General features: G+C 63.3%; 23 protein-coding genes. 3 read left to right on the plus strand and 20 right to left on the minus strand.

Annotated elements, in window-relative coordinates:
* Window positions 1-63: 63 nt before the first annotated feature.
* Window positions 64-462, minus strand: coding sequence for a fluoride efflux transporter CrcB (gene crcB, locus Q1U94_RS04520; RefSeq protein WP_300542307.1), 399 nt, complete (start codon window positions 460-462; stop codon window positions 64-66).
* A 515-nt stretch (window positions 463-977) separates the two neighbouring features.
* On the opposite strand from crcB, the gene Q1U94_RS04525 reads away from it, so the two are divergent.
* Window positions 978-1,691 (plus strand): hypothetical protein, encoded by a 714-nt coding sequence (locus Q1U94_RS04525; RefSeq protein WP_300542308.1) that lies wholly within the window; start codon window positions 978-980, stop codon window positions 1,689-1,691.
* A gap of 3 nt (window positions 1,692-1,694) precedes the next feature.
* Here Q1U94_RS04525 and Q1U94_RS04530 read toward each other — a convergent pair whose 3' ends face one another.
* Together Q1U94_RS04530 and Q1U94_RS04535 are read right to left on the minus strand one after the other, a co-directional pair.
* A complete protein-coding gene (locus Q1U94_RS04530; RefSeq protein ID WP_300542309.1) occupies window positions 1,695-2,069 on the minus strand; it encodes a hypothetical protein in 375 nt (124 codons plus the stop codon).
* Window positions 2,070-2,159: 90 nt separating this feature from the next.
* Window positions 2,160-3,470, minus strand: a complete 1,311-nt coding sequence (locus Q1U94_RS04535; protein WP_300542310.1) for a replication-associated recombination protein A — start codon at window positions 3,468-3,470, stop codon at window positions 2,160-2,162.
* An 81-nt stretch (window positions 3,471-3,551) separates the two neighbouring features.
* On the opposite strand from Q1U94_RS04535, the gene Q1U94_RS04540 reads away from it, so the two are divergent.
* On the plus strand, window positions 3,552-3,992 hold the full coding sequence (locus Q1U94_RS04540; protein WP_300542311.1) for a VOC family protein: 441 nt from the start codon (window positions 3,552-3,554) through the stop codon (window positions 3,990-3,992).
* A 9-nt stretch (window positions 3,993-4,001) separates the two neighbouring features.
* On the plus strand, window positions 4,002-4,445 hold the full coding sequence (locus Q1U94_RS04545; RefSeq protein WP_300542312.1) for a VOC family protein: 444 nt from the start codon (window positions 4,002-4,004) through the stop codon (window positions 4,443-4,445).
* Here Q1U94_RS04545 and Q1U94_RS04550 read toward each other — a convergent pair.
* The 17 genes from Q1U94_RS04550 to Q1U94_RS04630 all read right to left on the minus strand — a co-directional run.
* Window positions 4,442-5,863 carry a Do family serine endopeptidase gene (locus Q1U94_RS04550; protein WP_300542313.1) on the minus strand — a complete coding sequence of 474 codons (1,422 nt, stop codon included), beginning with the start codon at window positions 5,861-5,863 and terminating at the stop codon, window positions 4,442-4,444. The two genes, Q1U94_RS04545 and Q1U94_RS04550, sit on opposite strands and share 4 nt — an antisense overlap.
* An 81-nt stretch (window positions 5,864-5,944) precedes the next feature.
* Window positions 5,945-6,367, minus strand: a complete 423-nt coding sequence (rplQ, locus tag Q1U94_RS04555; protein WP_300542314.1) for a 50S ribosomal protein L17 — start codon at window positions 6,365-6,367, stop codon at window positions 5,945-5,947.
* Between the two features lie 45 nt (window positions 6,368-6,412).
* Complete coding sequence (locus Q1U94_RS04560) at window positions 6,413-7,432, minus strand: DNA-directed RNA polymerase subunit alpha (RefSeq protein WP_300542315.1); 1,020 nt, start codon at window positions 7,430-7,432, stop codon at window positions 6,413-6,415.
* 76 nt (window positions 7,433-7,508) lie between these two features.
* A complete protein-coding gene (gene rpsK / locus Q1U94_RS04565; RefSeq protein WP_300542316.1) occupies window positions 7,509-7,898 on the minus strand; it encodes a 30S ribosomal protein S11 in 390 nt (129 codons plus the stop codon).
* Between the two features lie 11 nt (window positions 7,899-7,909).
* The gene (gene rpsM / locus Q1U94_RS04570) at window positions 7,910-8,278 is read right to left on the minus strand and encodes a 30S ribosomal protein S13 (RefSeq protein ID WP_271185327.1); all 369 of its coding nucleotides are present in this window, start codon (window positions 8,276-8,278) and stop codon (window positions 7,910-7,912) included.
* Between the two features lie 143 nt (window positions 8,279-8,421).
* Complete coding sequence (locus Q1U94_RS04575) at window positions 8,422-8,988, minus strand: adenylate kinase (protein WP_300542317.1); 567 nt, start codon at window positions 8,986-8,988, stop codon at window positions 8,422-8,424.
* Window positions 8,985-10,325 (minus strand): preprotein translocase subunit SecY, encoded by a 1,341-nt coding sequence (gene secY, locus Q1U94_RS04580; RefSeq protein WP_366917256.1) that lies wholly within the window; start codon window positions 10,323-10,325, stop codon window positions 8,985-8,987. The genes Q1U94_RS04575 and secY overlap by 4 nt, the downstream gene beginning before the upstream one ends.
* A gap of 33 nt (window positions 10,326-10,358) precedes the next feature.
* Window positions 10,359-10,835 carry a 50S ribosomal protein L15 gene (rplO, locus tag Q1U94_RS04585; protein ID WP_300542318.1) on the minus strand — a complete coding sequence of 159 codons (477 nt, stop codon included), beginning with the start codon at window positions 10,833-10,835 and terminating at the stop codon, window positions 10,359-10,361.
* A gap of 40 nt (window positions 10,836-10,875) precedes the next feature.
* Window positions 10,876-11,061, minus strand: coding sequence for a 50S ribosomal protein L30 (rpmD, locus tag Q1U94_RS04590; protein WP_300542319.1), 186 nt, complete (start codon window positions 11,059-11,061; stop codon window positions 10,876-10,878).
* A 12-nt stretch (window positions 11,062-11,073) separates the two neighbouring features.
* On the minus strand, window positions 11,074-11,691 hold the full coding sequence (gene rpsE, locus Q1U94_RS04595; protein WP_300542320.1) for a 30S ribosomal protein S5: 618 nt from the start codon (window positions 11,689-11,691) through the stop codon (window positions 11,074-11,076).
* A gap of 12 nt (window positions 11,692-11,703) precedes the next feature.
* Entirely contained in the window at window positions 11,704-12,066 is a 363-nt protein-coding gene (gene rplR, locus Q1U94_RS04600; protein ID WP_300542321.1) for a 50S ribosomal protein L18, read from the minus strand.
* A gap of 8 nt (window positions 12,067-12,074) precedes the next feature.
* Window positions 12,075-12,608, minus strand: a complete 534-nt coding sequence (gene rplF, locus Q1U94_RS04605) for a 50S ribosomal protein L6 (RefSeq protein ID WP_300542322.1) — start codon at window positions 12,606-12,608, stop codon at window positions 12,075-12,077.
* 12 nt (window positions 12,609-12,620) lie between these two features.
* On the minus strand, window positions 12,621-13,019 hold the full coding sequence (rpsH, locus tag Q1U94_RS04610; protein WP_300542323.1) for a 30S ribosomal protein S8: 399 nt from the start codon (window positions 13,017-13,019) through the stop codon (window positions 12,621-12,623).
* A gap of 16 nt (window positions 13,020-13,035) precedes the next feature.
* A complete protein-coding gene (gene rpsN / locus Q1U94_RS04615; RefSeq protein ID WP_300542324.1) occupies window positions 13,036-13,341 on the minus strand; it encodes a 30S ribosomal protein S14 in 306 nt (101 codons plus the stop codon).
* 49 nt (window positions 13,342-13,390) lie between these two features.
* Complete coding sequence (rplE, locus tag Q1U94_RS04620; RefSeq protein WP_300542325.1) at window positions 13,391-13,951, minus strand: 50S ribosomal protein L5; 561 nt, start codon at window positions 13,949-13,951, stop codon at window positions 13,391-13,393.
* Complete coding sequence (rplX, locus tag Q1U94_RS04625; protein ID WP_300542326.1) at window positions 13,944-14,261, minus strand: 50S ribosomal protein L24; 318 nt, start codon at window positions 14,259-14,261, stop codon at window positions 13,944-13,946. The genes rplE and rplX overlap by 8 nt, the downstream gene beginning before the upstream one ends.
* Window positions 14,261-14,366: uL14 family ribosomal protein (locus Q1U94_RS04630; RefSeq protein WP_300542328.1), on the minus strand; the 106-nt coding region annotated here is incomplete at its 5' end. The genes rplX and Q1U94_RS04630, both read right to left, overlap by 1 nt.

Genomic DNA, 14,366 nt, shown 5'->3' on the forward strand with positions numbered 1-14,366 from the left:
TGAACCAGCGGTCGAGGCGGGAGCCGTCTTCGGACGGCGCCACTTTCAGGGTCTGAACGCCACTCATGCCAACACCTTGCGCATCACGATCAGCCCCGCAAACACCGCGCCGAGTGCCAGCAGGACCGAACCTGCCGCATAGCCGAAGGCGACCGCATAGCTCTTGCGCTCTATCATCAGGGCGAGTTCCAGCGAATATGCGGAGAACGTGGTAAAGCCGCCGAGAAAACCAACAGCCCCCGCCAGTCTGATATAATGATCCGGTTCGCCCCGTCCGGCCAGCGCCAGCCAGCCGACGAGCAGCCCCATGGCCAGGCCGCCCAGCACATTGGCGGTCAACGTCCCCCAGGGCACGCCGAGCGGCATGGCCGGCCCCAGCCAGCGCAAAGCCGCCTGGCCGACCAGATGCCGCGCGATCGCGCCCAGTGCGCCGCCGGCACCGATCAGGAGAAGATTGTACATTCCGGCTCGATAGGACGGGCGCTCAGGATTGGCAAGCAGGGCGCGCTTCCACGACAGCACAGGCGTACGGCTGGGACCGCCAAGGCCATGATTCATACAAAGTCGCAATATCTACGCATTTTTGCATACCACCTTTGGTGAAATGTGGATTGAGAACCGGCGCTAAGTCCTTATTTACCAAGACGCGAAACGGGATGGCCCGGATCGCCAAGAGCAAAGGACATTTCGATGAACCGCGTCACCTCCACCCTGTCGACGGTAATCAACATCCTCTTCGTGGCCGGTGTGTTTGGGGCCATGACGATCGCGCTTTCCAGCGCCCTCGCCTAACCCTGCAAGGCCTCGATCCCGGTTCCCGCATCTCCGCCTCACGGGCTGCCGGAACCGGATGGATCGCGAGACCGAAACGCGAAAGCGGGAGCTGCCCCAATCAGCTCCCGCTTTTGTTTTGCCCCCTTGGCAGACCTTCCGAACGCCATAGACTGCGCGGCTGTCCGCCAACGGAGTTGCCCGCCATGCTCGTTCTGACCCTGGCCGCCAGTCTTGTCCTGCAGGATGCCGAACCGGCCCCTCAATCCGGCGGCAACACTCAAGTTGCGGCTGAAAGCGATGCAGACGCTCCGGCGCCGACGCCGACGGATGCGCCCGCCCTGATCGAACAGATCGAGTCCCGCTACGCCGCCTATGGCGACCTCGTCGCGGAAATGGCGGCCCGCAAGGCCCGCGAGCGCTATTATACCGGACTGCTGCTCCCCGTTATCACGCGCGACAATCTGGACGAGGGTGCCCAGGGCGAGATCCTGCAGGCTACCCGGGAGACAATGACGGCCCTGGAACGCGCCAATACGCAATGGGCGGTCGAACAGCTCGACCCGGACCGTTTCGCCACGCTCTATTCCCTGGAACCACGGCTGGGTGAAGACATTTTGCGGTTTGCCGAACGAGACGACGCCGCGCTTGGCCGAATCGTGGCGGCACTGGAACCTGCCGCTCTGGACGGCATTTATGACGCCGCCGCCTTTGCTGAAAAGGCCGACAATCTGGCCGTGGCGGAAGGCCGGCCCCAGCCCTATGGCACACAGACCCGCTGCGTCGACGGAACGGTCGCCCTGTACGACATCGCCGAACCGGATGCGCTGGGCGACCGCCGGCGGACGCTGGGCCTTGACGCGCTCGACCGCGATGCGGTGGAAGGCGCAGACTGCGCAGCTGCCCCGATCGAGGAGTGAGAGTCAGAGTCTGGCGCGTAGCGACAACACCAGCATCAGCGCTGTGGAGACCATGACGGCGATCGCCGTGACGCCGAGGACAGGTCCCACCGTCGCCTCGCTTTGCATGCCGCCATAGAGCATGTAGAGCGCCACGATCATGACCAGGGCCGCAATCTGGTACAGCAAGGTCTGGACCCAGGCCAGCAATCCGATTGTCAGGCCGAAGACCTTGTAGATCATCGCCCAGATGATCGACAGCACACCGCCCAGCAGCATGATATGCGCGTGTGTGGGCATCTGCCCGTGATCGCCGGTCCGTCCCATGTGCTCGCCCAGCAACATGCCCGCTACCAGCCAGACCAGGCCGAGCGTCAAGTGAATGCGCACAGGTGTCATGATGAACTCCCCCCAGAGTATATGTCCGTTCAGGGTTCGTCCTTTACGGGTATTTGGCAAGGAAAATCGTGATCGGCACCTGCCGGCCCGTCAATTGCTCCCCCGCTTCGCCCTGAGTGACCGCCACCGCTCCAGCCGCTCGCGAATTGCGGCCTCGCGGCCCGCATCCTTCGGCTCGTAATAGACTGGCCGCTCCCCCATCGCCTCAGGGAAGTAATCCTGGCCCGAAACTCCGCCCTCCACATCGTGGTCGTATTCATACCCCTTGCCATAACCCTGATCCTTCATCAGGGCCGTGGGGGCGTTGAGAATGTGGGCGGGCGGCATCAGGGAGCCGGTTTCGCTGGCGGCTCTCCTTGCGCGTTTATACGCCGTGTAGACGGCATTCGATTTCGGAGCCGTGGCCAGATGCACCACCGCATGGGCCAGGGCCAGTTCACCCTCGGGAGATCCCAGACGCTCGTAGGTGCGGGCCGCCTCGCCGGCGATCATCAGCCCGGTCGGATCGGCTAGCCCGATATCCTCCGACGCCATCCGCACCAGGCGCCGGGCCAGAAAAAGCGGATCCTCCCCGCCCTCCAGCATACGCGCAAACCAGTAGAGCGCCGCATCCGGATCGGAACCGCGTACTGCCTTGTGCAAGGCGGAGATGAGATTGTAGTGCTCCTCGCGATCCTTGTCGTAGGCGGCGGCCCGCTTGTTCAGGAGACCGGCCAGACGGTCGGCATCGATGACCTCGTCCGGCTCGAATGTGAAGGCCTCTTCAACCAGGTTGAGCAAATATCGCCCGTCTCCGTCCGCCATGGCCCGCAAGACCGACCGGGCACCGTCATCCAGCGGCAGGGCCCGCCCCATCTCTGCCTCGGCCCTGGCGATCAACCGGTCCAGTCCGGCATCATCCAGGCGTTTGAGTACCAGGACCTGGCAACGCGACAGGAGCGCGGCGTTGAGCTCGAAGGACGGGTTCTCGGTGGTCGCTCCCACCAGGGTGATCGTGCCCTCCTCCACCACGGGCAGGAAGCCGTCCTGCTGAGCGCGGTTGAAACGGTGGATCTCGTCGACGAAGAGCAGCGTGCCACGCCCTGACTGCCGCCGGGCACGGGCGCGGTCAAAAGCCTTCTTGAGGTCGGCCACTCCGGAAAAAACGGCTGAAAGCGGTTCGAATTCGAGATCGCTGTCCTCGGCCAGAAGGCGGGCAATGGTTGTCTTGCCGACACCGGGCGGCCCCCACAGGATCAGCGATGCCAGCCGGTTCTGGGCGCGCATGCGGGCGATCGGACCCGAGCCCTCAAGCAGATGGTCCTGTCCCACGACATCGTCCAGGCTCTTCGGCCGCAGCCGGTCGGCCAGCGGGCGCGGCGCGGCCTGATCCAGTCCGGCGGCTTCAAACAGCGTGCTCATGATCCGACTCTAGGCGGGTTCGGCGGGACGCAGAAGCTCTGTCCGTGATAGACTTGCAGCTTCAACCGGGAGGAGTACGCCATGCCCACACTCACACAGGACCGCACCGAGCCCGCCAAGGCCGCGCAGGCCGTGACCGGTGTTGTGCCCCACCTCACATGCGCGGACGCGCCCAAGGCCATCGCCTTCTACACGAAGGCTTTCGGCGCCAGGGAAATCGGCCGCCACATGGCGGAAGACGGCAAGCGCATCATGCACGCCCATATCGTCATCAATGGCGGCAACGTCTTCCTGCATGACGATTTCCCGGAATATCGCGGCGGCGCAGCCGCGCCGGAACCGGCCTCCATCTGTCTCCACCTGCATGTCGACAATGCCGACACCTGGTGGCAGCGCGCCCTCGACGCCGGCGCGACAGTCCTGATGCCACTGGTAAACCAGTTCTGGGGCGACCGCTACGGCCAGCTCAAGGACCCGTGGGGTTATGTCTGGTCGATCGGCCAGACGCTCGATCAGCCCTAGGAGCACATCATGACAACCACCCTGGACAAGCCGGTGCCGGACACGGCGAATGTCAGCCTGGAAATGCGCGTCGTCCCCTATCTCAGTGTCGACGACGGTGTCGCCGCGCTGGATTTCTATGCCCAGGCCTTCGGCGCGGAAACGCTGGAGCGGTACGAGCATGAGGGCAAGCTGGGTCATGCCACCCTGCGTATAAATGGCGGCATATTGATGCTGGCCGACGAATTCCCGGACCCGGACGACCAGATCGGCAATGTCTCGCCGAAGACGCTGAACAACCGGACCACCTCGACCGTCAATCTCAATGTCGAGGATGCGGATGCCTGGTTCGACCGGGCCATCGCCGCCGGCGCAGAGCCGATCCGGCCCTGTCGCGATGAATTCTTCGGCCGTCACGGCAAGCTGCGCGACCCGTTTGGCCATGTCTGGAGCATTGTCGCGCTCAAACGCTAGTAAAGCCGCAGTGCAGCCTCGTGACGCCGGCCACGGCGCTCGATCACGACCGGCCAGACACGCTCGCCGTCATAGGCAGACAGGATCTCGGCGATATCGCCGAGATCGCTGACGGGCTCGCCCATGACTTCGACCAGGAGATCGCCCGGCCGGAAGCCGAAACTCGCCGCCACGGTGCGCCGTCCAACGCCGGAGACGATCACGCCATCCATAAACGGGTCGAGCCCGACGCGTTCGTTGAAGGCCGGCGACATTTCGACCAGAGCCGTGCCACTGAACGGATTGCGCCCATCGACCTCGAAGGGCGCCGGATCGCTCACGCCAGGCGCGGGTTCGACGGGAATGTCCAGCGCGATCTCGTCGCCGTCGCGCAATACCGTGAAACGCGCCTCGTCGCCGGCAGCGCGGGTCGCCAGACGGAAGCGGGCACCGGCCTCGTTGTTCACATCCTGACCGTCGATGGCAAGGACGATATCGCCCTGTTGCAGGCCGGCTTCATCGGCCGCCGCCCCGGGATAGATCTGACCGACCAGCGCACCGCGGGGCCGGTTGAGGCCCAGCGCCTGGGCCATGTCGCTGTCGACCGGCTGGAGACGCGCGCCCAGCCAGGGCCGCACCAGCTCGCCCTCGCCCAGAGCCGTATCGACCACACGCCGGACCATTTCCACCGGGATGGCAAAGCCGATCCCGTTCGATCCGCCCGAGCGCGAAAAGATCATCGTGTTCACGCCGACCAGCTCGCCGTCCATATCGACCAGGGCTCCGCCGGAATTGCCCGGATTGATCGCCGCATCGGTCTGGATGAAGGAGGCAAAGTCGGTGCGGCCGACATCTGTCCGCGCCAGGGCAGAGACAATGCCGGAGGTGACGGTCTGGCCAACACCGAAGGGATTGCCGATGGCCAGGACAAGATCGCCCACCTCGATATCGCCGCTCATGTCGAACGGCAGGACGGGCAGCGGCTCGTCGGTCTCGACACGCAGCACAGCGAGGTCGGTCGACTCGTCGGTCAGCAGGATCTCGGCCTCGAACTCACGCCGGTCCGCAAGGACAACACGCAGCTCCGTCGCCCCGGCGACGACGTGGTTGTTCGTCACGATGACGCCGGAGGGATCGACGATGACGCCGGAACCCAGCGAATTCTGTTCGCGCGGCTGATTGCGGAAGAAGCGCGAGAAGAAAGGATCGCCGGCAAAGGGATGCTGGTTCTGCACAACACGGCGCGAATACACGTTGACCACCGCCGGAGCCGCCTCGCGCACGACAGGTGCGAAGGATAGCTGCATCTCCGCCCGGTTTTCCGGGACGATCCGGTCCTGGGGCGCCCCGGTCTCCGGTGCAAAGGGAATGTCCTGGGCCGCAGCGGGCGCGGCGGCGAGAAGCGATGCAAGAAGAAGCTGTTTGATCATGGCGTCCATATAGTCGCATTTGCGGGCACGAAAAAGGCGGCATCGCCGAGAGCAAAGCCGCCTTTTCCTGAACCTGTGCTGACTGGAAGCTTACTCCTCAGTCATGCCCTCTTCGGCCTCGACGCGCGCCCGGTCGGCGGCGCCCTTGGCCGCCGGATCGCGATCGACCAGTTCGATCACGGCCATCGGCGCGTTGTCGCCATGGCGGAAGCCGGCCTTGAGCACGCGGGTATACCCGCCATTGCGCTCGGCATACCGGCCGCCCAGCGTGTCGAACAGCTTCTTGACCTGGTCCTCGTTGCGGATACGGGACATGGCCAGCCGGCGGCCATGAACATCACCACGCTTGGCCAGCGAGATGAGCTTGTCCATGAACGGGGCCAGTTCCTTGGCTTTCGGCAAGGTGGTGACAATCTGCTCGTGCTCGATCAGCGAGGCGGCCATGTTGGCCAGCATCGCCTTGCGGTGCGAGTGCGTGCGGTTGAGCTTGCGGTGTGCGATGCCGTGACGCATGACTTTATCTCCTCAGGTCCGGTTCGGGCGCCTCACGGCGGCCGCCTAGACGTGATCCTCGAAACGTTTGGCGAGATCCTCGATATTCTCCGGAGGCCAGTTCGGGGCTTCCATACCCAGGTGCAGACCCATCTGGGCGAGAACTTCCTTGATCTCATTGAGCGACTTGCGGCCGAAATTCGGGGTGCGGAGCATCTCCGCCTCGGACTTCTGGATCAGGTCGCCGATGTAGACGATATTGTCGTTCTTCAGGCAGTTCGCGGAACGCACCGACAGCTCCAGCTCGTCGACCTTGCGCAACAGCGCCGGGTTGAAGTCGAGCTCGGGCTTGTCGTCCTCGGCCGGACGGGCCTCGACGGCTTCCTCGAAATTGATGAAGATCTGGAACTGGTCCTGCAGGATGCGCGCGGCATAGGCCACGGCGTCTTCCGGCGTGACAGTCCCGTCGGTCTCGATCTCCAGCGTCAGCTTGTCATAGTCGAGCACCTGGCCTTCACGCGTGTTCTCGACCTTGTAGGAGACGCGTTTGACCGGGCTGTAGAGAGCGTCGACACCGATCAGGCCGATCGGTGCATCTTCCGGGCGATTCCGGTCGGACGGCACATAGCCCTTGCCGGTATTGACCGTGAACTCCATACGGATTTCCGCACCTTCGTCGAGCGTGCACAGGACCAGGTCCTTGTTGACGATCTCGACATCGGCGGTTTCCTCGATATCGCCAGCGGTGACGGCACCCGGGCCAGCCTTCTTCAGGACGACACGCTTGGGGCCTTCGCCATGCATGCGCAGGGCAATCTGCTTGATGTTCAGGACGATGTCGGTGACGTCTTCACGCACACCGTCGATCGACGAGAACTCGTGCACCACGCCATCGATATGGACATTGGTCACGGCCGCACCCTGAAGCGAGGACAGCAGCACGCGACGGAGTGCATTGCCGAGCGTCATGCCGAAGCCACGCTCCAGCGGTTCGGCGACGATCTTCGCCTGGCGCTCCGGGTTGTGGCCCGGTTCGATTTCCGGCTTCATCGGGCGGATGAGTTCTTGCCAGTTCTTCTCGATCACGTTCTTACTGCCCCTTCATCAGCCGCACGGGAGCTCCGGCGGCGCGTTCAACAGGCGAAATGCGCGCTCGCGTCGATTAGACGCGGCGGCGCTTCGGCGGACGGCACCCGTTGTGCGGGATCGGCGTGACGTCCTGGATGGTGGTGATGGTGAAACCCACCGACTGCAACGCACGCAGTGCGCTCTCGCGCCCCGAACCCGGGCCGGAGACCTTGACTTCCAAGGTCTTCATGCCGTGTTCGATTGCCTTCTTTCCAGCATCTTCAGCGGCCATCTGCGCCGCATACGGGGTCGACTTGCGCGATCCCTTGAAGCCCATGTGACCGGCCGACGACCAGGAAATCGCATTGCCCTGGGCGTCCGTAATGGTCACCATGGTGTTGTTGAAGCTGGCATTCACGTGGGCAACGCCCGACGTGATGTTCTTGCGTTCGCGCCGCTTCACGCGGCTCGTTTCCTTAGCCATCTGTCAGGGCCCTACTTCTTCTTGCCGGCAATCGGCTTGGCGGGACCTTTGCGCGTACGCGCATTGGTATGAGTGCGTTGGCCACGGACGGGCAGGCCACGACGGTGGCGCAGGCCACGGTAATTGCCCAGGTCCATGAGGCGCTTGATGTTGACGGCCACCTCGCGGCGCAGATCCCCTTCCACCAGGTGATCACGATCGATCACTTCGCGGATCTGGAGAATCTCTGCATCGTTCAGGTCGGCAACACGGCGTTCCGGAGCGATGGACACCTGCTCGCAGATCTCCTTCGCCTTGGCCGGGCCAATGCCGTGGATATAGCGAAGCGCGATTTCAACGCGCTTGTTCGTCGGAATATTGACGCCGGCAATACGGGCCACTTTCCATCTCCTAAGTCAGAACGCCATTCACGGACGAACCAATGGGCAACCTTTCGGTCGCCGCATGAGCTCGCCCGTTTCGCGAAGGGCGCTATCTACAGTCAGCGTTGCCACCCCGTCAATGGGGTTGCAACAGGTGTGTGTCACTTCTCGTCCAGTGCCGCGGCGATACGAGCCGCAACCTCGTCCATGGAACCCATGCCCTCGACTTCCCTGAGCTTGCCCTGTTCGGCATAGTAGGGAAGCAGCGGAGCGGTCTGGTCCTGATAGGCTTTCAGGCGCACCTTGAACGCGTCGATATTGTCGTCCGCACGCCCCTCCTCGGCCGCGCGCCGTTCCATGCGCGAGACCAGTTCCTCATCGCCCACCAAAAGGCGGATCACCGCGTCGACCCTGGTCGAACGCCTGGCCAGCGCGTCGTCGAGCGCCTCGGCCTGGGCCACGGTGCGCGGGAAACCGTCGAAAATCGCCCCGCCGGCCGCCTCGGCCTCCGGCAGCCGTTCTTCAATCAGTTCGATGACGATCTCGTCGGAGACGAGATTCCCGGCATCCATAATGGACTTCACGCGATTGCCGAGTTCGGATCCCGATGCAATGGCGGCGCGCAGCATGTCGCCAGTCGACAGCTGTACCCAGCCGCGCTCGGCAACGAGGCGCTTGGCCTGGGTACCCTTGCCGCAGCCCGGCGGTCCGAACAGAATGATGTTCATCGCTTGCGCCCCCGCAGTTTCGACTTCTTGATCAGCCCTTCATACTGGTGCGCCAGCAGATGGGACTGGATCTGGGAAATCGTGTCCATCGTCACCGACACGACAATGAGGATGGACGTACCGCCCAGCGCGACAGCGGCCCCGCCGCCCATCAGCATGGGCACCATGCAGATCAGCGTCAGATAGAGCGCGCCGATCAGGGTCAGCCGCGAGAGCACGAAATCGATGTATTCGGCGGTCCGCTTGCCAGGGCGGATACCGGGCAGGAAACCGCCATACTTGCGCAGGTTCTCCGCCGTATCCTCGGGGTTGAAGACCACGGAGGTGTAGAAGAAGCAGAAGAAGATGATCATCGCCGCGTACAGCGCCAGGAAGAGTGGCGAACCCTGCCCCAGATAGGCCACCACCGTCTGCAGCCATTCCGGGCCGGATTGCTGCTGGAAGCTGGCGGCCGTCGCCGGCAGGAAGAGCAGCGAGGAGGCGAAGATCGGCGGGATCACGCCCGCTGTGTTCAGCTTCAGAGGCAGGAAGGAGGTATCGCCTCCGACCATGCGATTGCCTTGCTGGCGCTTGGGATACTGCACCAGAAGCCGGCGCTGGGAACGCTCGATGAAGACCACCAGGATAAGCCCGGCCAGCACCAGGAGAACGCCGCCGAAGAAGACCGTGGCCGGCAGCGAGCCCGAAGCGCTCGCACTGAGCGCGTTGCCCAGGAGACCCGGAACCGCCGAGATAATGCCCGCGAAGATGATCAGCGACACGCCATTGCCCACACCGCGCGAGGTGATCTGCTCGCCCAGCCACAACAGCAGCATGGTGCCGCCGACCAGGGTCACGACCGTGGAGACAATGAAGAACGGTCCCGGATTGACCGCCATCGACAGGCCTTCCGCATTCGGCGTGTTCATGCCGATGGCGATAGCGAAGGCCTGGCCCGCCGCCAGCACCACAGTGAGATAGCGCGTATACTGGTTGATCTGCTGACGGCCCTGCTCGCCCCCCTCCTTCTTCAGCTTTTCAAGGCTGGGAATGGTGGCGGACATGAGCTGCATGATGATCGAGGCCGAGATGTACGGCATCACATTGAGCGCGAAAATCGCCATACGCTCGACAGCACCGCCGCCCAGCGTATTGAACATGCTCAGGATTCCGCCCTGAAACTGTTCGAAGACGCGCGCATACTGTTCCGGATCGATGCCCGGAATCGGCACGAAGGTACCGATCCGGTAGACGATCAGGACCCCGATCGTGAACAGGATACGTTGTTGCAGCTCCTTCGCCTTGGCGAAGGAGCTGAAATTCATGTTCGCAGCAAGCTGTTCAGCAGCTGAAGCCATTAATTCGTCCCCGGAAGGTCAGCGTGAAGTCGCTTAGTCCGCGGCCTTCTCGGCCACGGTGACGGTCACCTTGCCGCCCGCCTTCTCGACAGCCTCGATGGCTGCCTTGGAGGCGCCGGCAACGGTCACGTCTACTTTGGACTTGAGCTCACCCTTCGCAAGGAGGCGAATGCCGTCGAGTTCGCGGCGGACCAGACCGGCTGCGACCAGAACGGAGGCGTCGATCGGCTTTTTCGCGTCGATCTTGCCCTCGGCGATCGCCTTTTCGATACGGCCCAGATTCACTTCCGCCCATGCCTTGCGGTTCGGCTTGTTGAAGCCGCGCTTCGGCAGGCGCATGTGAAGCGGCATCTGACCGCCTTCGAAGCCCTTGATGGCCACACCCGAACGGGATTTCTGGCCCTTGACGCCGCGACCGCCGGTCTTGCCCTTGCCGGAGCCGATACCGCGGCCGACGCGAGTGCGTTCCTTGGCGGCGCCGTCATTGTCGCGCAATTGATTGAGACGCATGTCGTTCTCCATTCGATGGAGCGGTTTCCCCTGACGGGACCTACTCCTCGACGATTTCCACCAGGTGGCTGACTTTGGCGATCATGCCGCGGACAGCCGGGGTGTCTTCCAGTTCGCGTTCGCGGCCGATCTTGTTGAGACCGAGGCCGACGAGCGTAGCACGCTGATCCTGCGGGCGGCGGATGGAGCTGCCCGTCTGGCGCACACGGATGGTCTTGTTGGCCATGTGTCCGTTTCCTTACGCTTCGATCGCTTCCGGCGACGACGCGCCGTCATCGCGGCGGTTCACCAGATCACCGACCTTCAGACCCCGCTTGGCAGCAACCGAGCGCGGGCTCGACTGCGACTTCAGCGCGTCCATGGTGGCGCGGATCATGTTGTACGGGTTGGACGTGCCGACCGACTTGGCGACAACGTCCTGGACACCCAGGGTTTCCAGGATGGCACGCATCGGACCGCCGGCAATCACGCCGGTACCCGGAGGCGCAGCACGCAGGATCACCTTGCCAGCGCCATGACGGCCCTTGGTGTCGTGATGCAGCGTACGGCCTTCACGAAGCGGCACGCGGATCATCGTCTTCTTCGCCTCGTCGGTCGCCTTGCGGATGGCTTCCGGCACTTCGCGTGCCTTGCCCTGACCGAAGCCGACACGGCCTTTCGTGTCACCAACCACCACGAGCGCGGCAAACTGGAAATTCCGGCCGCCCTTCACGGTCTTGGCGACGCGGTTGATGTGGACGAGCTTGTCGACGAGTTCGTCGTCGCGCTCCTGGTCCCGATCCCGGCCACGGCCGCGGCCCCGGCCGCGATCGCCGCGATCACCGCGGTCGCGCTGCTGCTCGTTTTGCTGAGCCATACGTCCGCTCCCTTAGAAGTTCAGGCCGCCCTCGCGGGCCGCCTCTGCGAGCGCTTTGACACGCCCGTGATAGATGTAACCGCCGCGGTCGAAGACGACGTCCTTGACGCCTTCCTTGACAGCGCGCTCGGCAATCAGTTTGCCGACGATTTCCGCCGCCTTCGTATCCCAGGACTTCTTGTGCTCTTTCAGAGCCACTTCCTCGAGCGAGGAAGCCGAGACCAGGGTCTTGCCCGCCGCATCGTCGATGATCTGGGCATAGATGTTCTTCGAAGAACGGTAGACCGACAGCCGCGGACGCCCGTTGGCGAACTTCCGCAGACGGTTCCGCGTGCGCTGGGCGCGGCGGACCGATTTTTCGCGTTGAGTCTTCATCGCTCGCCCTACTTCTTCTTGCCTTCTTTGCGGCGAATGTATTCGCCGACATACTTGATGCCCTTGCCCTTGTAGGGTTCCGGCGGACGGAAGCGGCGGATTTCCGCGGCAACCTGACCGACCTGCTGCTTGTCGGCGCCCGAGATCTTGACCTCGGTCGGCTTGGGACAGGCAATCGTGACACCCTGGGGCGCGTCATAGACCACGTCGTGCGACAGGCCGAGCGAGAGTTTCAGGGACGATCCCTGCATCTGCGCGCGATAACCGACGCCAACCAGTTCGAGATCCTTCTCGAACCCGGCCGAGACGCCCTGCACCAGATTGGCAACCAGCGCCCGCTGCATGCCCCACATCGCCCAGGACTTCTTGGAATCGTCGACCGGACGGATGGTGATGCCATCCTCGCCCTGGCTGACGGTGACGTCCTCGACGAAGCTCATGGACAGTTCGCCCTTGGGACCTTTGACGGTCAGGCCACCGTCGGCGAGCGTCGCGGTGACGCCGGCCGGAATGGCAACCGGGAGTTTACCGATACGTGACATTGGCGCGCTCCCCTAGCTGACGTGACACAGGATCTCGCCGCCCACATTGGCCTCGCGGGCGGTCGCATCCGACATCACGCCCTTGGGCGTGGACAGGATGGCGATGCCGAGGCCGTTCTGGACGAGCGGAAGGTCCTTGACGCCGGAATACACACGGCGGCCCGGCTTGGAGATCCGCTTGATCTCGCGGATAACCGAGTCACCTTCGAAATACTTGAGTTCGATCTCGAACTCTTTCAGGCCGTTGGCGTGTTCAACTTCCGCATAATCGCGGATGTAGCCCTCGCTCTTGAGCACATCGAGCACACGGCGGCGCAGCGCCGAAGCCGGCGTGTTCACGCTCCGCTTGTTGCGCATCAGCGCGTTGCGGATGCGGGTCAGCATATCGCCGAGAGGATCGTTCACGGACATATCTCGTCTCCCTCTCTTACCAGCTCGACTTGACCATGCCCGGGATCATCCCCTGGCTGGCCAGTTCGCGCAGCGCGATACGCGACATACGCAGCTTGCGATAGAATGCGCGCGGACGGCCGGTGATCTCGCACCGGTTGCGCACACGCGACGGCGCCGAATTGCGGGGCAATTGGGCCAGTTTCAGCTGAGCAGCAAAACGCTCCTCAACCGGCAATTCCTGATTGCGCGCAACCGCCTTGAGCGCGGCGCGCTTGGCAGCATAGCGCTGAGCCAGGCGTTCACGCTTGCGATTGCGTTCAACTGCGGAAGTCTTCGCCATTTAATTCCTCCTGCGTGCAGAACCCGAGCGGTCCTGCTCTCCTGCTGCGTTAGCTCGTAAACGGAAAATCGAACTCGGCCAGCAGGGCCTTCGCTTCCTCATCATTCCCTGCAGTCGTGCAGACAACGATATCCATACCCCGGACCTTCTCGACCTTGTCGTAGTCGATTTCCGGGAAAACGATGTGTTCCTTCATACCCATCGCGTAATTGCCACGGCCGTCGAAGCTCTTTCCATTGAGCCCGCGGAAGTCGCGCACACGCGGCAGGGCGATGGTGATCAGGCGATCCAGGAACTCGTACATACGGTCCTGGCGCAGGGTCACCTTCGCGCCGATCACCTGCTCCTCGCGGAGCTTGAAGCCCGCGATGGACTTCTTGGCGACCGTCTTGACCGGCTTCTGGCCGGTTATGGCTTCCAGATCCTCAAGGGCACCCTTGATCTTCTTGGAATCCTGGGAGGCTTCGCCCACGCCCATATTGATCACGATCTTGTCCAGACGCGGGATCTGCAGGTCGTTCTTGTAGCCGAACTTTTCCTTCATGCGCGCCTTGATCTCGTCGCGGTACTTGGCACGAAGGCGCGGGGTGTAGGTGGCGGTATCAGACATCGATAACCTCGCCCGAAGCTTTGGCGACACGGACCTTGCGGCCGTCATCAAGCGTCTTGAAGCCGACACGCGTCGGTTCGCCGGTTTTCGGATCGGCCAGCGCCACGTTCGAGACGTGGATCGCGGCCTCCTTTTCCTTGATGCCGCCCTGCTCGGTCTGGGTCGGACGGGTGTGGCGCTTCACCACATTCACGCCCGACACGAAGACCTTGTCCTCGGCCGGCAGCACTTTCATGACCTCGCCGGTCTTGCCCTTGTCACGGCCGGCGAGAACGACGACCTTGTCGCCCTTCTTGATCTTGGCGGCCATTACAGCACCTCCGGAGCCAGCGACACGATCTTCATGTGGTTCTTGCCACGCAGTTCGCGCGGAACCGGGCCGAAGATACGCGTGCCGAGCGGCTCGTTATTGTTG

The organism is Maricaulis sp. (genome assembly GCF_030149515.1).
Taxonomy (GTDB): Bacteria; Pseudomonadota; Alphaproteobacteria; order Caulobacterales; family Maricaulaceae; genus Maricaulis.